Source organism: Sphingobacterium ginsenosidimutans (assembly GCF_039536865.1).
Taxonomy (GTDB): Bacteria; Bacteroidota; Bacteroidia; order Sphingobacteriales; family Sphingobacteriaceae; genus Sphingobacterium; species Sphingobacterium detergens.
In genome coordinates this window covers 1,427,567-1,449,452 of sequence record NZ_BAAAZK010000007.1, presented here as the reverse complement: position 1 = coordinate 1,449,452, position 21,886 = coordinate 1,427,567, and the positions used below count along the sequence as shown (strand labels likewise).

General features: G+C 38.7%; 18 protein-coding genes. 12 read left to right on the top strand and 6 right to left on the bottom strand.

Annotated features, from left to right (window positions below; all coding sequences use genetic code 11):
• Nucleotides 1-178: 178 nt before the first annotated feature.
• Nucleotides 179-1,234, bottom strand: coding sequence for a 3-oxoacyl-ACP synthase III family protein (locus ABFX33_RS18455; RefSeq protein ID WP_257091517.1), 1,056 nt, complete (start codon nucleotides 1,232-1,234; stop codon nucleotides 179-181).
• Between the two features lie 759 nt (nucleotides 1,235-1,993).
• Here ABFX33_RS18455 and ABFX33_RS18450 point away from each other — a divergent pair.
• The 3 genes from ABFX33_RS18450 to ABFX33_RS18440 all read left to right on the top strand — a co-directional run bounded on the left by ABFX33_RS18450 (nucleotide 1,994) and on the right by ABFX33_RS18440 (nucleotide 4,548).
• Complete coding sequence (locus ABFX33_RS18450) at nucleotides 1,994-2,740, top strand: nucleotidyltransferase domain-containing protein (protein WP_257091516.1); 747 nt, start codon at nucleotides 1,994-1,996, stop codon at nucleotides 2,738-2,740.
• The gene (locus tag ABFX33_RS18445; protein ID WP_346087375.1) at nucleotides 2,737-3,795 is read left to right on the top strand and encodes a DNA polymerase beta superfamily protein; all 1,059 of its coding nucleotides are present in this window, start codon (nucleotides 2,737-2,739) and stop codon (nucleotides 3,793-3,795) included. Before ABFX33_RS18450 ends, ABFX33_RS18445 begins: the two co-directional genes overlap by 4 nt.
• 387 nt (nucleotides 3,796-4,182) lie before the next feature.
• Nucleotides 4,183-4,548, top strand: coding sequence for a hypothetical protein (locus tag ABFX33_RS18440; RefSeq protein ID WP_346087373.1), 366 nt, complete (start codon nucleotides 4,183-4,185; stop codon nucleotides 4,546-4,548).
• Between the two features lie 17 nt (nucleotides 4,549-4,565).
• Here ABFX33_RS18440 and ABFX33_RS26775 read toward each other — a convergent pair whose 3' ends face one another.
• Together ABFX33_RS26775 and ABFX33_RS18435 are read right to left on the bottom strand one after the other, a co-directional pair.
• A complete protein-coding gene (locus tag ABFX33_RS26775; RefSeq protein ID WP_373564931.1) occupies nucleotides 4,566-4,706 on the bottom strand; it encodes a helix-turn-helix domain-containing protein in 141 nt (46 codons plus the stop codon).
• Between the two features lie 868 nt (nucleotides 4,707-5,574).
• Nucleotides 5,575-6,582, bottom strand: a complete 1,008-nt coding sequence (locus tag ABFX33_RS18435; protein ID WP_346087371.1) for an AraC family transcriptional regulator — start codon at nucleotides 6,580-6,582, stop codon at nucleotides 5,575-5,577.
• A 128-nt stretch (nucleotides 6,583-6,710) separates the two neighbouring features.
• Here ABFX33_RS18435 and ABFX33_RS18430 point away from each other — a divergent pair, with 128 nt between their 5' ends.
• From ABFX33_RS18430 to ABFX33_RS18400, 7 genes are all read left to right on the top strand, one after another.
• Nucleotides 6,711-7,079 carry a hypothetical protein gene (locus ABFX33_RS18430; protein WP_346087369.1) on the top strand — a complete coding sequence of 123 codons (369 nt, stop codon included), beginning with the start codon at nucleotides 6,711-6,713 and terminating at the stop codon, nucleotides 7,077-7,079.
• A gap of 1 nt (nucleotide 7,080) precedes the next feature.
• Nucleotides 7,081-7,476: a nuclear transport factor 2 family protein gene (locus tag ABFX33_RS18425; protein WP_257091510.1), complete on the top strand. Its 396-nt coding sequence runs from the start codon at nucleotides 7,081-7,083 to the stop codon at nucleotides 7,474-7,476.
• 226 nt (nucleotides 7,477-7,702) lie between these two features.
• Nucleotides 7,703-8,269 (top strand): RNA polymerase sigma-70 factor, encoded by a 567-nt coding sequence (locus tag ABFX33_RS18420; protein ID WP_120257046.1) that lies wholly within the window; start codon nucleotides 7,703-7,705, stop codon nucleotides 8,267-8,269.
• Nucleotides 8,270-8,355: 86 nt separating this feature from the next.
• Entirely contained in the window at nucleotides 8,356-9,444 is a 1,089-nt protein-coding gene (locus ABFX33_RS18415) for a FecR family protein (RefSeq protein WP_346087366.1), read from the top strand.
• A 147-nt stretch (nucleotides 9,445-9,591) separates the two neighbouring features.
• On the top strand, nucleotides 9,592-13,053 hold the full coding sequence (locus tag ABFX33_RS18410) for a SusC/RagA family TonB-linked outer membrane protein (protein WP_346087364.1): 3,462 nt from the start codon (nucleotides 9,592-9,594) through the stop codon (nucleotides 13,051-13,053).
• Nucleotides 13,054-13,076: 23 nt separating this feature from the next.
• On the top strand, nucleotides 13,077-14,858 hold the full coding sequence (locus tag ABFX33_RS18405; protein ID WP_346087362.1) for a RagB/SusD family nutrient uptake outer membrane protein: 1,782 nt from the start codon (nucleotides 13,077-13,079) through the stop codon (nucleotides 14,856-14,858).
• A 20-nt stretch (nucleotides 14,859-14,878) separates the two neighbouring features.
• Nucleotides 14,879-16,327, top strand: a complete 1,449-nt coding sequence (locus tag ABFX33_RS18400; RefSeq protein ID WP_346087360.1) for an arylsulfatase — start codon at nucleotides 14,879-14,881, stop codon at nucleotides 16,325-16,327.
• A gap of 132 nt (nucleotides 16,328-16,459) precedes the next feature.
• Here the strand turns inward: ABFX33_RS18400 and ABFX33_RS18395 are convergent, their stop codons facing one another.
• The 3 genes from ABFX33_RS18395 to ABFX33_RS18385 all read right to left on the bottom strand — a co-directional run bounded on the left by ABFX33_RS18395 (nucleotide 16,460) and on the right by ABFX33_RS18385 (nucleotide 19,118).
• Nucleotides 16,460-17,527, bottom strand: coding sequence for a 2,3-butanediol dehydrogenase (locus ABFX33_RS18395; RefSeq protein WP_257091497.1), 1,068 nt, complete (start codon nucleotides 17,525-17,527; stop codon nucleotides 16,460-16,462).
• A gap of 301 nt (nucleotides 17,528-17,828) precedes the next feature.
• Complete coding sequence (locus tag ABFX33_RS18390; RefSeq protein WP_120257052.1) at nucleotides 17,829-18,065, bottom strand: hypothetical protein; 237 nt, start codon at nucleotides 18,063-18,065, stop codon at nucleotides 17,829-17,831.
• 408 nt (nucleotides 18,066-18,473) lie between these two features.
• The gene (locus ABFX33_RS18385; protein WP_346087357.1) at nucleotides 18,474-19,118 is read right to left on the bottom strand and encodes a DNA alkylation repair protein; all 645 of its coding nucleotides are present in this window, start codon (nucleotides 19,116-19,118) and stop codon (nucleotides 18,474-18,476) included.
• A 303-nt stretch (nucleotides 19,119-19,421) separates the two neighbouring features.
• Between ABFX33_RS18385 and ABFX33_RS18380 the strand changes: the two genes are divergently transcribed.
• Together ABFX33_RS18380 and ABFX33_RS18375 are read left to right on the top strand one after the other, a co-directional pair.
• Nucleotides 19,422-19,937, top strand: coding sequence for a hypothetical protein (locus ABFX33_RS18380; protein ID WP_257091495.1), 516 nt, complete (start codon nucleotides 19,422-19,424; stop codon nucleotides 19,935-19,937).
• A 158-nt stretch (nucleotides 19,938-20,095) separates the two neighbouring features.
• Nucleotides 20,096-21,748, top strand: a complete 1,653-nt coding sequence (locus tag ABFX33_RS18375) for a carboxylesterase/lipase family protein (protein WP_346087354.1) — start codon at nucleotides 20,096-20,098, stop codon at nucleotides 21,746-21,748.
• Nucleotides 21,749-21,886: the final 138 nt, after the last annotated feature.

Sequence of the window (21,886 nt, the reverse complement as noted above, 5' to 3'; positions counted from 1 at the left end):
GGTAGATTATTAATTTGGAGCGAGTATAAAGAGTGGAGTATTAGACCAGGCTTTTGCTCGCTCTTTTGATATAAAATTTTAAACGCTCTTAGCTATTAAATAAGCCTTCTATCATAAGATTGAGCTTGTTTTGTTTCCGCTCATTGAAAGTAAGTTGACTAGACATGTTGACGAATTGCTAAAGTCTATAGGTGAATGCATTGATATTCATTCCTGCACCTACAGAGGCAAATAAGATGATATCATTTTTATTGAATGAATGTCCTTCAATTTTTCCTTGCCTAATTAAATCATAGAGTGTTGGAATAGTTGCAACACTGCTGTTCCCAAATTTATGAATGGACATCGGCATGATATCCTCTGGCGGCTGCATATGATATAATCCATAGAATCGCGAAATAATGGCCTCATCCATTTTCTCATTGGCCTGATGAATTAATATCTTTTTTATGGCATTAATGTCAAGATTAGCTTTCTCTATGCAGACTTGCATAGCTAAAGGAACCTTACTCAGCGCGAATTCATATATCTTTCGTCCCTTCATCTTAATGTAGCGGGTGCCTTCTTCATGTTGGCTATTAAAGGAGCCTCCAAAATAAAGATAGTCGGCCTCATCAAATGCATAAGTTGCACTTTCAAAGGATAGTAATCCTGCTTCCTCTGTTGTCGCTTCTACGATAACTGCGCCAGCACCATCAGCATAGATCATTGAATCACGATCGTATGGATCTACGACACGGGAAAGAGTCTCGGTACCGATAACCATACAGCGTTTAGCCATGCCTGATTTGATAAACGCATTAGCTTGTATAACGCCTTCATTCCAGCCCGGACAGCCGAATAAAAGATCATAGGCGATACAATGTGGATTTCGTATACCTAATTTTTTCTTGACTCGTGTTGCCAGACTGGGAACAGTATCCGATTGAACTTTTCCATAGGGTACGTCGCCATAGTTATGTGCGACAATAATATAATCAAGTGTCTCTTGATCGATGTCAGCGTTGGCGATTGCCCGCTCTGCGGCAATAGACGCTAGATCAGAAGCCACCTGATCATTATTTGCATAACGACGTTCCTCAATGCCAGTAATATCTTTAAACTTACCTATAATGGATTCAGGGTATTTGATAGGCTCACCAGCCTCATCCAAAAAAATACGATCTTCAAAATTTGCGTTATTGATTTTATTGTCCGGAAGATAGCTACCTGACCCAATAATTTTTATATTCATTAATTTCCCTCCGTTTCTCAATTATTGAGTTTGTTTTTGTATTGTTCTTTGTGGACAGCAGCAATTGGTTACGATGCCCAGTGATTTATAAATTTCAATGTAGACATTTTCTTGACTGAGCCTTCTTTTGCTTAATTTACCAAAATTATTTAAGATATCCCTATACAAGTTAAATAAAAGGAAACTCGCTCATTGTTTTCGGAATATATGCTGGAAATGCATACCAAATTCATAATGAGGGGCTACGCATTTCGAGATCTTGGGTCCTCAGATAAGCTTAGTAAGCTGTCTGTCATCGTGATTTCGGGAAATAGCATCTTACATAAATTTACTCAATCGGGGCAGATACCATCGTGTAATGACAGCTATCGATCTGTACAAAATAGTTTTTATTTTATTTGCAGATTTACGTTAGGTGAACCCCTGATTTGTGTAGGTACTACCATGTAATTTAGCTGAAAATGAGTTATATAAAAGGCGTTGTTTCTGATCAAAAAAATGGGTTTTCAAAAAATAATCAAGTCAAACAATAAGATACGTATTGTATTAAGGGATATCATGCGATGGAAAAACTACGTATTCTATCTGCGTATTTAAGGAATAGCTTATGTAGCATTTTTTTTTATGTAAAAATATCTTACTGTAAATAAGTTAGATATAAGAATTTTTATCTGTTTTTTTGAATACGCAAAAAGGCTACAGTATCCCAGTTTGATATTTGTGACAACGAAAAAGGAAAAACACATAAAAATATCAAACATGGAAACAAAGATAAAAAATAGGCTAAATGAAATAGCGGAAATAGAAGGCATAAGCATACTGTTTGGCTGTGAATCGGGGAGCCGTGGCTGGGGATTCCCTTCAACAGATAGTGATTATGATGTCCGGTTTTTCTACATAAGGAAACCTTCAGATTATTCCAGCGTTTTTCCGTTAGAAACAGAATTGCGCTATCCGATAACTGGAGAACTGGATATATCCGGTTGGGATCTAATTAAAGTACTGGCGTTGTTGTACAAAAGCAATGTTAGCCCATTCGAATGGATACAGTCGCCAATTGTATATCACGAAACTTCCGGATTTAAAGAAGGTTTTCTGCCATTGATCGAAGACTATTTTAGTGCGCGCAGACAAGCGCATCATTATCTGGGAATAGTTCGCAGTAAGATCGGCGATTTCTGCGGTGGGACTATACGACTCAAGACCCTATTTTATATCTTGAGATCTTTGCTGGCGGCAGAGTGGTGCATCACCCACCGTTCTTATGCACCAATGGCCTTAGCCGATTTATCTGGATTAATGCCTGAGGGTATACGAACCGAAGTCGCGAAATTAGTACAATTGAAGAGTGAGGTAGACGAAGGTTTCAACTTTAGCTGTCCCGCAATAATAAAAGATTATCTGGAAGAAAGATTTAATCATTTGGAACATGAAGTGCATGATCTTCCAATGGTCAAGTCCTATAAGGAGGGGCTAGAAGATTATTTTAAAACTATACTGAAATGACTATACATGAACTTCGGGATAATGGACTGATCCTGTTTGAGGCAGTGGTCGGAAGTCGGGCTTATGGACTGGCGACCGCTACTTCGGATACAGATATCAAGGGCGTTTTTTATTTACCGCGCGATTATTTTTTTGGAAATAAATATATTGCTCAAGTTGCCAATTCGAGTAATGATGAGGTTTATTATGAATTGGGGCGTTTTGTGGAACTCCTTTCCAAAAGTAATCCCAATATATTGGAACTTCTGGCTAGTGCCGATGAATGTCTCTTATACAAAGATCCGATCTTTGAACGGTTTAATATTCAGGAATTTATGACTCGCGAGGCTGTGACTACTTTTGCCCAATACGCAATGGTTCAGGTACATAAGGCGAAAGGATTGAACAAGAAAATTAACAACCCCATGGACAATGAACGTAAAAGCTTGCTTGATTTCTGTTTTGTAATCGAAGGAAATGGTAGTCAACAGTTGAAACAATGGCTGGTCAATCGCGAATGGAAACAGGAAAATTGTGGATTGGCAAAGATAGACCATACCAAAGCTATGTATACATTGTTTTATGATTTGACAGGAAAGTTCGGATACAAAGGTATTATCTCATCCACAGAAAGCAATGAGGTCTCCTGTAGCTCGATTGCAAAGGAGCAAACGTCCAGTGCATATCTTTTTGTTAATCATGAAGCCTATTCTTCCTATTGTAAGACTTACAATGAGTACTTTACTTGGGTGGCCAAACGCAATGAGGTTCGTTTTCAGGGCACAGTGCGCCATGGTCAGGGGTATGATGCAAAAAACATGATGCACACGATCCGCTTGTTGGAACAGGCAAAAGAGATCTTGTACAATGGTGAATTGCATGTACATCGACCAAATAGGGAAGAGCTCCTGCTCATTAAAAGTGGAACATACAGTTATGAGGAACTTTTTCTGCGCTCCCAACAGCTTTTTAAAGAGATACAGGATCTTTCTTTATCGAGCATGCTTCCAGCCGCACCGGATCAGGCTATGCTGACAAAACTTTTGGTGGAATTACGGGAAGAACTCTACCGCTGATGTTTGTCCTACTTCGAGGCGCAACCTCATCGATTGATTGAAGTTCGCCTCAAGTTGCGATAGATCTCTACAATCGATATGTGTGGTCTATTCAAGAAGCTTAATTTGAAATTAATGATGCTGCAAATAATCAATTATTTTGGACGGATATTAAGTCCTAATACCCAAATCATAAATCTATCTGGTATTCAGGATCATTACTTACTATATTTATAAAGCTAATTAAAAGTGCATATTTCGGTTGCTGGAAAGGCTATGAGTAAAATTGAATAATGGTATTTTGGGGTTTAAGGCGTTACAAGGGATCTTATAGCGTACCACAAGACTCGGTCAGCATTTGTCAAAATATGCCAATTGAAAAAGAATAATAAAAACATTTCAAAACAGATGAGTTACGATATTTCACTATACAGGACTGAAACAAAGGTAAGGGAGGAAAATGCTCATGATGCGGATTTTTTCGAAAAAGAGGAAAACCTTGTTCCTTTTACTGGACAACAGTTTCAAGAGCTTAAAGAGCGACTTTTAAGCTACAACTACAAGATCACAGGAGAGGATGATCATGGTCTACATTTTAGCCATTCCGATGGTGATTTTGGCACTGCCTTATTAACAGGAAATGCCCTCTACTTTACAGCAAGCTGGAATGAAAACTCAATTTTTGAAGTAGGAATGGTCGCTTCAGAATTTACTGACAGTGGGGAATACGCAAAGTATGATTTCCAGCGTGGGGAATGGGAGGTATGGGAATGATCAAGCGTTCCCGTAAATTATTTTCTGTATTGCGTTAAGGTCATACCTGTTTGTTTCTTAAAATAACGTGTCAAATACGAACTGTCTTCAAAATTGAGACGGTATGTTATCTCTTTAATGGATAAATCTGTGCTCGTAGGAGAGCCTTTATTTTCAATGTAACCTGTCTATCTATCAATCCTTTTGGAGAGTCATTCAAGAAATCTTTGATGATTTGTGATAAATAAAATGGGGTAAGGTTTCATTCTAATAGGTTTGCGTGTCACTTCAAAATATATGTTGGGACTGTATTATTATACGCTATATATAGATATATCAGCTTCACCCAAAAATGGGGCTGATATATTCTAGTAAATACTCATTTTTTTCTTTTGTTGCACGACCATGTTTATTTGTATGAAAGGCTAGAAATAGTTCGTTTGTTTGGATCAGAAATCACTTCCTATGGTCAATAATATTAAAATTGTAGTAGGGGCTAAGAATATTATTGTTCTTATCTAAGGGACTTGCCTGTATTCCATTCGCTGTTGGCATAAGCTTAAAGCTATGATAATCAATTTTTGAGCCTTTGAAGGGAGGATCTAACGTTATGGTACTGTCAGTGGTCTTGTATCTTCCATATGAAATATCCGAGCCAACCAAAAATACACTTTCATATATGTAAGTACCATCACTCCGTAGCCCAATACAAATACCATTTATATCACCATTAAAATATAATTCCATTAAAACAGGCCTATTGAGTTCCTTTTTTACACTATGATTTATTAAAAAGGCAGTGATCGTGATACATATGCACACAAGTGTTAGTAAAAAGGAACTTAACTTTTTACTCGTTTTGTATCCTTGGACATCCTTGAAAATTACAAAAATGGTTAATAGGATATCACATATTAGAATGAATATCCAAAAGAAATCAGCTATAAACGAAGTTCCATACTGCTGTTGATTAATATAACGGAGGCTTATAAAACCTAAAATCGCGACAATAATAGTTCTTGGAAAACTCATAAACACCATACTAATCTAGAGACCAGCTATTCGATATGCTGTAGGAGTTTTCCCTGTCCATTTTTTAAATGCCCGAACGAAGGCACTTGGCTCAGCATAGCCCAAAATGGTTGAAATTTCTTTTACCGAAGAACTACTGTTTTGCATGTAATGGACAGCCAGTGACTTACGCACCTCCTCAACAATTTGTACATAAGAAGCTCCCTCATCCTTGAGTTTACGTTGTAAAGTCCTTACACTGATATTGAAATTTCCGGCTACCGCTTCGATCGAGAGTGAATAAAGGTAAGAGTTCGCTAGAAGGTAGTTGAATATCCTCTTGGAAAGAGCACCTGTTAACTCGTTTGGATTTTGCAATTTGTTCATTTGGTTAATGAGCAAAGTTTGCACCTCATAGTTGGCTGTAATGATTGGAAAGTCCAGGTATTCTTTGGGAAATTCTACCGTATAATATTCTGCCTTAACTATTGGACATTTCAAAATTATCTCGTAGTCCATGTAGCGATCTTTCTGAAAGCTTGGTAGACCAACCTTCGTGGGTTTCAGATTTTTAAGTAAAAGCCCTTTCAATTCATAAATTGTAAACGCTATCAGGAAGTCCCCGAATTGTCTTTGGGTCATCTGGAAATGGTCAAAACCTGCATTTTTAAGGTATTGGATGACACATGTTTTAGGTCCCAGTTCTATTTCCATTGTATAAAGATCCGTGACTACGTGCATCATCGATCGTACCTGTAGAAGAGCGTCTTTCACGGTGCTGCTCGTTTGGATAATCTGTCCGACAATATTCAGTGCCGCTAACTGCATTGTAGCTCCAAAATGCAAGCCTATCAGCTCATCGTTGGAAAACTGAACAATGTTCTTCCACAGATTTTCCACCTGTTGGTTAGAGATATCAAACCTGGCGCTGTTCATTAACTGGGCAATCGAAAATCCTGATAATGCAGTAATTTTAGCATTATCTAGCCCACGCTCACCACAAAAGGCAATCAAGGCTTGCAACATGGTCTGTCTATAATTCATACTGTAAATCTAATGATATGTTTTACAGTTTGTATCTGATTGTCGCATAATGTCAATACCCTGTCGCTTATAGATAATAAAAAGCCGTCCGTACAGCAGTACTTTTGAGTAACAAAAAGATAGAAATTATGACACTAAAAAATGTATTGCTGACCAATGCGATCAGCTCAGGAATGACCGGGCTCTTATTAGCGACCATGCCTTCTTTATTTACACAACTATTTAAAACACCACACAGTAGTCCATTTACCTTGGTTGGAGGTTTTCTGATCGTGTTTTCTGTATTTGTACTGGCAACGGCTATGAAGAAAATTATCTCGAAAAGCTGGACCAAATTTATCATTACGTTAGATGTTATTTGGGTTATTGCCAGCGTTATTGCTGTCATCTCCTTATTTTATACAATCAGTATGATAGGTTCTGTTATGATCCTAGCTGTTGCCGTATGGGTTGGAATGATGGCTTATTTGCAAAACAGAAATCTAAACACTATTTGAGATGGAAAATATCAATGCTTTTGTGGATACCTTCCTAGCTAGCTTGCAGCGGCGAGAACTGAAAAACCTGGTTGATCTTTTTGCTGAAGAGTTTTACCTGGAAATTCCGGGCAATACAGCAAAGATAAAATGGCTGGGATCGAGAAGGTCGAAACCGGAGGTGGAACAACTTTTTAAGTTACTATGGTCAGCTGTTGAACCTGTAGGCGCAGCTATACAGACCGTATTGACCAACGAAGATCAGGCTATTATAAAAGGGAATTTTACCTCCAAGATGTTGAAAACAGGAAAGCTGGTCAGTTCTGTATTCTTTATTCACTTGAAGATACACAACCATAAAATTATCGAATATACGCTCTTGGAAGACAGTTATGCGGTTTCAGAGGCTTTGCTATAAAGGTTGCCTTGTCTAATGAATAGGATAAAATGTATAAATTCAATAAAGAATTTATACATTTTATATAAGGAGGGTATGTACCAACTGAACAGTTATATGCAATCTATTCACTGAAACAATTAGCAAACCAAAAATAGTATTTGGCTAAAAAAGTATGGTTTTTGTATTCTTGTATATGTGTAAAAATTAATATCTTTATTTTATATAGACCATTTTTCATAAATAAATGCAGGATTTTAATCAAGCCCCCTTCCTATGGAATGAATTGCGATATGCAATAGCGTTCGATCGAAGTCAGGTTGCATTTAAAACCTTATTCAAAAGTTTTCACCCCGATCTATATGAGTTTGGTGTCGCTATAATTAAGTCGTCGGAACCGGTAGAAGATATTATCTCAGAGATATTTATGAAATTGTGGCTATTGGAAGATAAGTTAATGGAAATAGAAAATATTAAAACTTATCTCTTTAGGTCTGTTAGAAACAATGCCATAAAATATCTTGAAAGACAACCCTCTCATGTTGATATTTCTGAGATTATTGATTTCAATTATCAATCTCCAAGTGTTGAACAGGAATATATATCAAATGAGAATCTGAAAATTATACAACAAACTATTGAGGAACTGCCCTCAAAATGCAAAATGGCTTTTACCCTCGTAAAAGACCTTGGCTGTACGTACCACGAAACGGCCGCTATTATGGAAATTTCCAAAAATACGGTGGATCGGCATATACAGCTTGCCCTGCGTCGCCTAAGAGAATCAATTTCTTTAAAAAAAATAAATAGCTAGTATACAGTTGTTTGAAGTTTTATTTCATTTTCAATTGGTGACATTCATCCTCTTTTGGCTCTTATTTTAAAGAATCAAAAGGAACTATGAACCAAGATCAATTTCTAGATTTATTAAATAGACAGCTTGAGGGAACACTAAATCCTGAAGAAAAGCGGCTTTTGGAGAAATTGATCAATGAAGATAGTCGAAATAAAGTTCTTTATAATTTTATTGTAAGTAAAGTTCAATCTTCGCAATCGAGTATCCCAAATACTGAATCCGCATTTGATCAAATATGGCAACAGATAGAAAGCACTGAGTCAGAAATCAACACAGTGAAATCCGAGGAGGTCGCGACTCCGTCGTTACGCTTATCTTTATTTGAGACGCTGAAATTAAAAGTTAAGCAAGTGGGCTATCCTTTTTATTTAGCCGCTGCCTCTGTACTAGTTATCCTTTCCACCGGCATTTGGTGGTATAAACATCAAGCAAGATCCATTGAGTATGGAATGCATTATAGTAGTGCTAAAGGAGAGAAGAGAATTCTTAATCTTCCAGATGGCAGTACGGTCTGGCTGAATGGAGATAGTAAACTTTATTTGGCCAAAGGTTTCAACAAAAAGGATCGTCATGTCAAATTAATTGGCGAGGGTTTCTTCTCGGTAGCGAAAGACAAAAGGCATCCTTTTATTGTGTCATACAAAGACGCTGAAGTGAAGGTTCTTGGCACCAAGTTCAATATCAGAGCATATCCTGACGAGCATAAAATACAGACCTCACTCGTAGAAGGTGCGATCGAAATGACAGATAGAACGAATGGCGAAACCTACCGTATGATACCGGGTGAAAAAATAACTATTGCGGAAAAATTAGTTCAGCAGGCCTTGCGAAAAACTCGCATTCCATTGGTACAACGTACAGAACTCCAAATTCAAGAAGGGGAAAAAATGCCATCAGAGACTTTGTGGCTTGAAAATAAGCTCTCGTTTGAAGGCGATCCGATGTCTATCGTCGCTTCTAAAATTAGCAAATGGTATAATCGAAATATTATAATTAACAATACTGAGCTTGAAAATACGACGTTCACAGGAACTATGGAAGGTTATAATCTTGACATGGCTTTAAAGACTATTACACTGGCTAATCCAGCTATACGTGTTAAACATGAAAATGACACAATTATTCTATATTAACCCTAAATAAACGATGAATAAAGACTACACATAACCCATCAAAAAAAGGATACACCGGTTGATGTATCCTCTAAGTTCATGAAATAAAGAGTACAAGGTCCCTGAGAAAGATAATGTACTCTATGGTTCCATAATCAAATTAAAACTATGAAAAATAATTTACATGGTCAGGTATTTTTTGCACGAAAATCAAGTACCATTAAATATGCATTAATGACAAAATTAACGCTAGCGCTCACTTTTGCATTTACCGTAAAGGTTTTCGGAATAAGCACCAAAGCTCAAGAGAAGGTATCTTTAAAAATCAGGAATACTGATCTTAAAACTGTGTTAAAAACGATTGAAAAGCAAACCAAAGTTAAATTCATCTATTTTGACAATGTTGTAGATGATAAAAACCTACCTTTAATCTCTGTCGAAAATCAAAATTGGAACAATGCTTTGGCGCCATTGCTGAATAGATTTCAGCTTCGAATGGAAAACACGAGCGAGAATACTTATGTGATAACCGTTAATGCTAAATCACTACAAGGTCTCGATATCAAAGGAAAAGTTGTGGATCGTCAGGGCTTCCCGCTATCTGGTGTAACCTTGGTTGAAAAGGACAAGGATCGCGGTACAAGTACCAACGACAAAGGGGAATTTACGCTCAGAGTAAGTGGCCCCAATGCAGTACTGCTCGTTAGTAATGTCGGCTTTATAAGTCAGGAAGTTTCAGTTAGCCAATCTTTTATGGCGATTACCTTACAAGAAGATTTAACCTCTTTAGAAGAGGTTGTTGTCGTTGGTTATGGTACACAGAAGAGGGCAAATCTTACTGGATCTGTGGCTTCCGTTGATATGGAAAAGGTATTGGGCGATAGGCCGGTAACGAGTAGTTCCCAAGCCTTACAAGGTGCATTACCGGGGCTTCAAGTGACATTTGGTGGGGGGCGTCCGGGAACTTCAACCGAATTGAATATTCGTGGTTTACCTTCAATTAATGGTGGATCTCCTTTGGTTTTGGTGGATAATGTACCTATGAATATGGATGATGTCAACCCAAAAGATATTCTAAATGTCACTGTATTGAAAGATGCGGCTGCGGCTTCAATTTATGGTGCTAGAGCTGCTTTTGGTGTTATACTCATCACAACCAAGAAGGGGACTCGAAATCAACCAACCAGCATCAATTACTCCAGTAATCTAACTTGGAGCCGGCCGTCAACTTTGCCGGAAAAGGCAACTCCTTTGGAGTTCGTTCAGGCATTAAAAGACTTCGGAAACAGTTCAAATTGGGCAGGTCAAAATGTGGATACCTGGCTTGAACTGTTAAAGGAATATCAGACCAATCCCTCTAAATATGCCGATGGTATAGCCGAGATAAACAATACAAAATATCCTTTGAAAGAATACGATCTCTATAATGAAGTGTTCCAGACAGGATTTGAGCATTTACACAATCTGTCTATCCGGGGCGGTTCCGAAAAGATAGCATATAGGCTATCCGGTATGTATAGCAATGAAGATGGCATTATGATTACCAAAAAAGACAGCTACAGCAGGTATAATTTTAATGCTTTTGTGAATGCTGAACTGTTTAAGAATTTTAATGCAAGTGTCAATGTATTTTATAAAAAGGATAATCGCCTGACTCCAGCAAATATGGGCGAAATGTTTTACAGAGCTCTCACATTCGGATCCTATCTCAATCCGGGTGAAACCGTTGATAACGATGGAAAAACTATTCCCTATGGAACTCCAAACAATTACCTTAGGTACGAGGATGCCGCACGTAGATATGAGGAAAATCTTAGGCTTTTTGGAAAATTGGAATATAATCCTTTACCCGGCTGGAATATAACCGCAGAGTACACCTTTAGCAAAAATAATCTAAACAATAAAAATGCCCAGAATAGAAATAGGTATATGAATCCGAACAATTTCAATACGGAATATCTATTTAATCAGGATTTTTATACCCGGTCAAATTCGCAGACAGATTATAATGCCTTAAATTTTTATACGAGCTATAGTCGTGCGATAACAGATCATAATCTGAAAGTACTGGTAGGAACAAATTATGAGAAAAGTTATATCGAATCCTTTTCAGCCACAAGGTACGGCATATTGAGCCCAAATTCGCCTTCATTGGGGACAAGTACGGGGACACAAAATACATCCGATAGTTTCGGTCAATACGCTGTGTTGGGTTATTTCGGAAGAATTAACTATGATTACAAAAACCGTTATCTTTTGGAGCTAAATGGTCGCTTGGATGGTTCTTCCCGCTTTCTTAAAGATAGTAGGTTTGGATTTTTTCCTTCTGTGTCCGCGGGATGGAACGTCGCAGAGGAAGGTTTCATGGAGCATCTTAAAAACAGCATTCCAATGCTGAAATTTAGGGCTTCTTATGGAGAGATAGGCAACCAAGTAGTATTGAGTTCCGATAAAAATCAGGTCTATTTCCCAACAATTCCACAAATGAATACGGGTAATGCCAACTGGATAGACCCTAATACGGGTGTCCGTTATCTGACGATCAATCCGCCCAATTTAATCAGTTCGACTTTTTCCTGGGAAAAGGTTCGCACCTTAAACCTAGGTGTTGATATTGCATTGTTCAACAGTAAACTGAATGGAAGTTTTGATTGGTTCAGACGTCAGACAATTGGCATGCTTTATCAGGGAGCAGATTTACCGGCAGTTTTGGGATCTGCACCACCATTTCAAAATGTGACTGACCTTGAATCGAAAGGCTGGGAACTCGAACTTTCCTGGAAGGACAAAATCAAAGACTTTAAATATTCGTTTACCTTTAATCTTTCCGACAATAGGGCATTCATTACCAAGATCAATAATAGCGCGGGATTGATAGATGGTTATTACAAAGGGAAAGAAATTGGTGAGATATGGGGCTATGTAAGTAATGGATATTATACAAATGACGACTTTCAGCCTAATACATTGGATGCTAATCTGATGAATGGCAAACTTAAAGAAGGTATACCTTTTTTCAAGGGAGTGGCGCAGAACCCCGGTGACATGAAATACGCGGATCTGAACCAAGATGGTATTATTTTCAATGGCACCAATACGGTATCCGATCCGGGCGATATGAAGATCATCGGTAACAGCAATAGACGTTTTCAATTTGGATTAAATAGTAATTTTTCTTATAAAAATATTGATCTGAGCGTTTTCATCCAGGGGGTGGGTAAGCGGGATATTTGGTTAGATAATTTCCTGATGTGGCCCTATAATAATCAGTTTGGAACGCTCTATAAGGGCAATCTTGATTATTGGACTCCGGAGAATACGGATGCGACCTATGCAAGAATATATGCAAATGCTGGATTAAATACCAGTGCCAATAGGCGTCGGCAGACGAAATATCTTTCAGATGCATCTTATCTGCGTGTACGGAATATTACGGTAGGATATACAGTGGACAATAAAATTTTACGCAGTAAAGTGGTCAACAACATCAAATTCTTTGTGTCGGGTGAAAATCTATTTAAAGCCGACCATATGCCCAGAGGGATGGAAGCCGATGGAGAGGACATCGGTTCGGGAGGGATTTATCCATTCCTGAAAAAATACAGTTTTGGTGTCAATGTTACTTTTTAATCATTAGAAAAACGTAAAATATTATGAAAAAGAGATTTATCCAATATATCATTTTCCTTGGTTTGAGCACATCCTTATCCAGCTGTAGCAATTTACTGGATCTGGATCCCGAGGGGACTTTAACCGAACAGAGCACATTCACTAACTACAATAATTTTATTTCGTATGCCTGGCAGTTTTATGGTACCTTCCCAGGATACAACGTTTCAATTCCAGACTCAGAGGTGAACAGCGATTTATTTGCAACTGCTCAAGCCAATAGTACTTCGGACTGGATCTGGCAGCGTATGGTTGTTCCTTCAACGAGCGCAGATTATAAGGATCCATTTATACAGATTCGTTCCATTAATATTCTTTTGGATAATATTGATCAAGCCAGCCAATTGTCTGAGTCTGAGAAAAAACATATTCGCAGTATCGGGTACTTTTTCAAAGCTTACCAATACATGGACCTGTTGAACAAATTCGGCAGCGCGATCTGGGTAGAACATACCATCGATGATGGCGATAAGGAAATCTTATATGGTACCCCGAGCGACCGCGATGAAATCGCTGCTCATATTCTGGAAATGCTAAGCTATGCGGGAGAAAATATCAAAGAAAACGGTGATGGACCTAATACGATAAACCGTAAAGTTGTATTGGCCTTGACCGCACGCTTCGGTTTGCGTGAAGGTACTTGGCGTAAATATCGACAACTTAAAGATGCTGAAAAATACCTGCGTCTATCAGCTTTAGCTGCGGAGAAGATTTTGGTCAATAATATTCCGTTGATAAACAATTATGATTTGCTTTTTAACAGCGAGTCATTGGCTAATGTCAACGAAGTATTTCTTTACAAACAGTATGAATTGAATCAGATTACACATGGTCTGGCCTCTAGAGCCCGTAATTCAGCTGGTCGTTGGGATCTCACCAAGAAAGCCGTCGATATGTACCTGATGAAAGATGGGCAAACCCGTTGGACAAGTACTGCATTTGATGGGGATCAAAGTGCTTACGACGAATTTCGGAATCGGGATACCCGTTTATACTATACCATTCCACCTCCTTACAGAGTAAAAATGGGGAAAACAAATTTACTATGGGAATATACGGATAATCCAAATGATCGGGAATATATAGATTTAATGTCTACATTATCTGACGATAAGCATAAAACGTTACCATGGATGAACTGGGAAGGTCTGATATTGAAAGAAGAACCCCATTATGTAGATTTTACAAATGGACAGCCCTATAGTGTAAGTTATACGGGCTATCGTTTCTATAAATTCAGCAATAAAATCAATCGAATCCAAAATGTTGATATCAATGATGCACCAATATTTAGACTTGGTGAAATTTTGGTCAGCTATGCAGAGGCAAAATACGAATTAGACGAAATCAGCCAGCAGATTATTGATCAAACGATAAATAAATTGAGAGCACGGGGTGGGGTGGCGCCATTGCAGTTAACTGCAATCCCACAAGATCCTACACGCGATCAATCGGTGAATGCCATCCTTTGGGAAATACGTAGGGAACGGGCAGTGGAATTGATGGGAGAAGGTTTTCGATTCGACGATCTCAGAAGATGGAGAAAAATGGATTATGCAGTAGCGACAAAATTGGGCCGATATATTACTAAAGGTGTGGACGTTCCGGCCAATACACCTATCCCAATTGAAAATGGATCGACAAAAGGGTATATCTCTTACGAAGGTAAGGCGCCGTCACCATTTCCGGAGTATTATTATTTATACCCGTTTCCTTCTTCGGAACTTGTACAAAATAAAAATTTAAAACAAAATGAAGGTTGGTAATTACTTAACTTTGGATATACATGAACCTACTAAAATCTATTAATAATAAGAAGGTAGCTGTAGCTGTTTTCTTACTGGCTATCTCAGGAGCCACATTTGCTCAAAATAGGGCGACAAGACCCAATATTGTTTTTATTATGGCGGATGACCTCGGTTATGGGGATCTTGGTGTATATGGTCAGACAAAAATTGAAACCAAGCATATTGATTCACTAGCCAATAAGGGAATGAAGTTTGAGAACTTTTATGCTGGTACCTCTGTCTGTGCTCCTTCGCGTTCTTCCCTAATGACAGGACAGCATACTGGGCATACCTATGTAAGAGGAAATAAAGAAATCGAACCAGAGGGACAACAACCGTTAGCAGATTCGGTACAGACAATCGCTATGTTGTTGCAGAAGGCGGGTTATGCGACAGGAGCTTTCGGAAAATGGGGGCTAGGGATGGTCAATACTACCGGAGCGCCAGATCAGAAAGGATTTGACGAGTTTTATGGTTACAATTGTCAACGTCAATCCCACCGTTATTACCCTACTCACCTTTGGCATAATAAAGAGCGGATTGAGCTTGATGGTAATGGATTATTGGCCAAAGGTCAATATGCACCAGCATTGATCCAAGAGAAAACTCTTGCCTTTATTGATGCGAATAAAGACAAACCTTTCTTTCTCTTTGTACCTACTGTGCTTCCCCATGCCGAACTTTCTGGTCCAGAAGATGAATATTACCAGCAATATGCCAATTCATTTGATGAAAAACCACATAAAGGAAATGATTACGGACCAAAGGCAACAGTTCCGGGTTATGCTGGTGTAGAGAAACCGCATGCTATGTATGCAAGCATGGTAAGTCGTATGGATGCTTATGTTGGTCAGATCGTAGAAAAACTACGTCAAAACAACTTGCTTGACAATACCATAATCATATTTACAAGTGACAACGGTTCGCATAAAGAAGGGGGAGCAGATCCTAATTTTTTCAATAGTTCTGGAGGTTTGCGTGGAAATAAGCGCGATTTGTATGAAGGAGGTATCAGGACCCCGTTCATTGCCTATTGGCCGGGAAAAATAGCCGAAGGAAAGACATCAAACTATTTGGGTGCTTTTTGGGATATTATGCCAACGATGGTCGAACTTGCTAAGGCGGATAAACCCAGATATACAGATGGGGTTTCTTTTGTTCCTACTTTATTGGGACAGAATAAACAACAAAAGCAACATGATTATCTTTATTGGGAATTCCATGAAGATGGTGGACGTCAGGCCTTACGAAAAGGTGACTGGAAACTCATTTTGCAGAAAGTAACTACTGGTACTCCGATTAAAGAGCTGTACAATCTCAAACAAGATCCAAAAGAACAGAACAATGTTGCGAATAGCAATCCGAAAAAAGTACAGGAATTGCAACGCTTGATTGAGAAAGCGCATGTGGAGAGTGCTATCTTCCCATTGACCAATAATACCAAATAAAATGTAAATCATTTACAAAAGATTTCGCAAACCGAATAAATATGGCCGCTTGGGTATCCCAAGCGGCCATATTTATAGCGATCACATTATTTTTTCGATATATCGCTTATTATTTTCGGTATCCTGACGGCGTTAATTTTTCTGTATATCAATTAAGATTTTGACTTCAGTGGGATCATTAACCAGAGCTTCAAATCCTTCTGAAACGATATTGTCTAAGCTTATTTTGCGTGTCACAAGTTTTTCTACGGGCATACGTCCACTATCGATAAGCGCGATAACTTGTGGAAAGATATTGCGATAAGCGATAATACCTTTAATGGTGATTTCCCGCAAGACTTGATCCAGTGCATCGGTAGTTACAGGTTTGCCAAAAAGTGCAACTAAAACAGCCGTTCCACCATTTTTTAAACTATCAATTCCAGTTGTATAGGAGGCTTGTACACCAGCGCAATCTAGAAATACATCCACTCCAAGCTCCGTGATGGACTTAATCTTTTGTGGTATACCTTCTTCTTTTGCATTGATGATATGGGTAGCACCGATGGCTTTAGCCTTCTCCAAACGCTTGTCAGCGATATCAGTCACAATAACTGTTGTTGCACCTGCGGCAAGTGCTGCCTGAACGCACAGTAAACCTATTGGGCCAGCTCCAGAGACCAATACCGTTTCTCCGATTTTAAGTCCACTTTGGAGTACTGCATAAACTGCTACAGCGGCAGGTTCCACTAATGCCCCCTTTTCGAACGACATGCTATCAGGTATTTTGTGTACCATATAGTCTTCGACGACGACATACGGCGCAAATCCACCATTGCTGGATAGGCCTACAAATCCCAAAGGTTCAGATAAATTATATGCACCATTTGCGATAAAAGGACTATCGAAGTTTTTAAAAATCGGTTCTACGACCACACGGTCACCTACTTTTAAATGATGGACGCCTTCACCAATCGCATCTATTACTCCTGAAAACTCATGCCCTAATGTAGTGGTTCCTTGATGCCCATTTAGTGGATAAGGTTGATCTACCGGGATTAATTGGGGACCATGTACATATTCATGTAGATCAGATCCACAGATTCCTGCGAAATGAACAGCTATTTTAACTTGACCAGACTTCGGTTCAGGAATTTCAGTTGATTCTACTCTGATATCTTTTGCAGCATACCAACGTGCGGCTTTCATTGTATTCGTCATATTATCTCCTTTTTTGAATATAGACTAAGTTAAGCAGAATGATTAAGGATCATCGTGATCCATATCTCAAACGTAAATGAGATGGATCATTTTAGCCGAAAATTAATGTGGAGATCCTATAATTCGAAATGACGGTCATGATTCATATTCTGAGGATTTATTAACGAGCTGTTGCAATAGGTTGCTGCTTCAAATTCGCTGATGCTGACCACTTTATTATCCATCTGTTTTCATACGTCCCGTTTTAAAAGGGGTATGAAAACAGGTGAAGTGTATTCAGTATTGAACGATTTAGTTCATCTTAATCATTGTCATGATTTTCAGTAGCATATGAAAACTTAATTGATTTTTGTGGATAAGTTTCCATACTCATACGGCTGGTATTTTTGATGATACTTTTTAAGCTGACCCGATCACCCAATTTAAAATAAGCTTCTACGATTTGATAATCCAATAGATAAGGGCCACAAAAGTAATTTCCATTGGCATCTTTTTCTATGGTTCCCTGATAAAGTCCCGCTTTTGTTTCTTTTGGCATATGTGTTTTATTTGGAAACAAAGGTAGGAAGAGTAATTGGTAATTCGGTGTCAATTGTCATATTCCTTTCGCGACTGTCAATATTTATAGCCAATAATGGTATTATCGTCATTTATTTCGCATGTTGGTTTGATCTTAATATCGTGCTAATCCATTTCAGATAAACTTTGTTTTTCGAGAAGTCATTATGCCCTTCATTGTTTAATGTGATGAAACGATCTGAGCTTTTTAACAGTTTGGAAAGTTTCGTAGAGGAACCATAGTAGACGGCGTTATCACTGCTGCCGTGGAAAATAATAATCGGACATTTTACCGCTAATATCTCAAATTGAGATTTTCCGCTGTGTGATCTCAATTTTTTGACACCGGGATATATCACCGGACAACTTTACAAGAAATCCGGTGATTTTATTTATTGAGTTTTGCAACCTGAATGGCGATGAACTTTGGTAAATAGTTTGGTGTACAATTTTTAGCCACCATTTCGTCTTTATAAAGCCCTGTTTGCTCACCGATATTGATACATCTTTTTCTGAAAATCTCCTGAAAAATACCGATTTGAGCGGCAGTAAAATTCATCGCCCACTGGACTTCAGATACTTCATTTTCAATTCGGGTTTCAATCTTCGAAAGCAACTCCTCGCTATTGGGCGGCGGCGTTTGTCCCACCCATCGCAATCGGGCTTGATGGTACCAAAAAGTACGTCTTTGAAGGGGAGATGTACTATTTTCCCAACTTTCCATTAATGCGATTGTGCGTTTGTCTTTGGCAAGTTGATTCGCCATAAGCCAATCAATCAGCTGCAGTCTTTCGTCTTCCCGATGTTGTTCAATATCACTGACCAACCTGTCAATAATTTCTTTAGAAAGTAATTTCTTGTCCATCAGTAAGATCGCCAATTGTCGGGCAAGGTAGTGTGCTGTAGACCACAGTTCCATGGCTAGTTCGTGGTCTTTTTTTATAACGTTAGCAATTTTACGCAAGTCACCAAGTTTGGTCTTCTTGTCGCTAATTTGCGTGATAATATTTTCTGCTGTCGATGATAGTTCCATAATTGTTTTCCGATAAATAACAGATGTACGACATTTACTTGCTTACTCATTGTCAAGACACTAGTGTAAGGTGCATCTTATTATATTTATGTGTTGATCAAGCGTTATTATATCGTGAATTTACTAATTTTTTAACTGCCGATAATATGGTAAAATATAATCGGTATAAATTATTATTCTATTTTTGTTTGTTGCCCTCGTCTTTTTGAGCAAAAGATTAGAACCTACTTGTTTGGTATAAAGCTAAGGATGTGCGGAGGCCGTTCAACAAGATGAAGTTACTTTTGATGTTACATTTGGATAATGGAATTAAGAAAAGAAATTGAACCTGATTTTCAAACATTGGAAAAACGCTATCCGGAAGTTCTAAAACTCATTCTAGCATATTCTGACTATTGTGAAGAGAACGGGGATGAAGATAATACCGAATATCAAAAGCTTGAAAATACGCTTCATGAAATGACCGGTAAAGATATGTCTCAGTTTAATCTTTGGGAATGGTGGGAGGAAGAAGGCGCTGAAGTTTTGGCATTCAGAATATCACTTCCCGCTCCGAAAATTATTGAACATATCACAAAGGATGAACTGGTAGAAATTGTGCGACGTCAAAAGACTTTTGTTATGCAGGACGAGGATGATAAAAGTTTGAAAGGGCAGTTTCATTATCATCTTGATGATTATTTCATTGATTTTCTAACCTTAAATTTTACAACTTTTGACCGCTGTCTTTTTCAAAGACAAAAAGATAAACAGGGCAATTATTTTGAATATAATCAAAACGAAATTGTTGAAAAATTATGGAATGACGGTGCGAGATAAGGTAAAGGCATTGGATTTTGTAATTTGACAAATGCCTACAAGCGAGAGTTTATCTAAATGGTGCAGTCCTGTGTAAGATATTGAAAACCTGTTCGTTTAATTTTATTTTAGTATTTTAACTGAGCGAATACTAAAGCATAAACTAAGCGAACATTATTATGATAAAGATTTTTTTTACTGTCACCGCGTTCCTGATTATATCATTTGTTTTTGCCCAACAGCCTCAAGTAAAGGTTGAGGAGGGGATAATGGAGGGAATTACGTTATCCAGCGGAGTGCAGGCATTCCGTGGAATCCCTTTTGCAAAACCGCCGGTTGGCAATTTGCGATGGAAAGAACCACAACCTGCCGATCATTGGACAGGGGTTCGAAAGGTAGATCGCTTTGGAAATTCACCAATGCAGAAACCGATCTATGGGGATATGAGATTTCGTTCTCCGGGTATAAGTGAAGATTGCCTCTACCTGAATATATGGCGACCAAAGGCGGGGGGATCTGGTAAACTTCCTGTTTTAGTTTATTTTTATGGTGGCGGCTTTAATGCCGGTGATGGATCAGAAAATCGTTACGATGGAGAGAGTTTTGCCAAAGCAGGCATTATTGTCGTTACGGTCAATTATCGTTTGGGCATCTTTGGTTTCTTTGCGCATCCGGAACTAACCCAAGAATCACAAAAAAATGCATCAGGGAACTATGGTCTCCTGGATCAATATGCGGCATTAAAATGGGTCAAAAAGAATATAGCTGCCTTTGGAGGTAATCCTGATGAGGTTACCATAGGTGGCGAATCTGCAGGAAGCATGTCTGTTTCCGCTCAGATGAGCAGTCCGCTTTCTAAAGGGCTATTTAAGCGTGCTATCGGTCAGAGCGGAAGTGTTTTTAATTTAAGATATGGCACTATTTCCCTTGGGGAGCAAGAACAACGAGGTGTTACATTTGCGGCCAAAGTCAACGCAGGCAATCTCAGCCAATTGCGTAAAATTCCTGCCGCAGAACTACTTGACTGGGCCAGTGAGCCCGGCGCCTTTATGACACGTCTGATCATAGATGGTTATTTTCTCCCCAAATCACCGTTGGAAATATTTGAAGCAGGGGAGCAGTCCAAAGTTCCTCTACTTGCGGGCTGGACGTCTACAGAGGCTCCTTATCTCGCCTTCACAGGCAAGTCTTATCCATCACCGAACAACTACGAAAGGTTAGTACGCGAACAGTTTGGCACTGGAGCTGATGAAGTGCTCAAATTGTATCCCGGAAAAACAGAAAGTGAAGTCCTCAAATCGGCGACTGGACTAGCCAGTGATAATTTTATTGTTTACAGTACTTGGAAGTGGCTCGATTTGCAACGAAAAAACAGTGGTCAACCTGTTTATGTTTACATATTTAGCAAAGCGCGGCCATCGATGAAAGCAGCTTATAGCGACGTGGAGACAGGGCTCGCTGGTGGGATAAATAAAAAATCTGACAATACGGACAAAGAGAATCTGCCACCAGCCCTCCCAGGAGCATCCCATGCCAGTGATATTGAATATCTATTGGGCAACCTGAACAGCAACGATGTTTTTGACTGGACGAAGGATGACTATAAAACTTCACTACTGGGACAGCGCTACTTCATCAATTTTATTAAGACCGGTAATCCCAATGGAAGAGACCTTGCTGTGTGGCCAAAAACCACAGCAACAGATAAATTTATGAATATACTTAACATAGCTATTGAAGCAAAGGCATCTCCCGAGCAATTCAGAGAAAGGTATCTTTTTCTTGACGGTTTATTTGTCGAAAAGGAGCAAAGATTTCTAAAAAGTCCATAGCCAATCCAGTTAAAGCTCTGATCGATGAAAAATACAAGGGTGAGGGGAAGCTCTTGGTTTTCTATTTGCCGCAAGATCAAAACTATTTATGGTCATCGCTGTTATCAAAGAAACTTTTCATAAACCAGATTAATCATA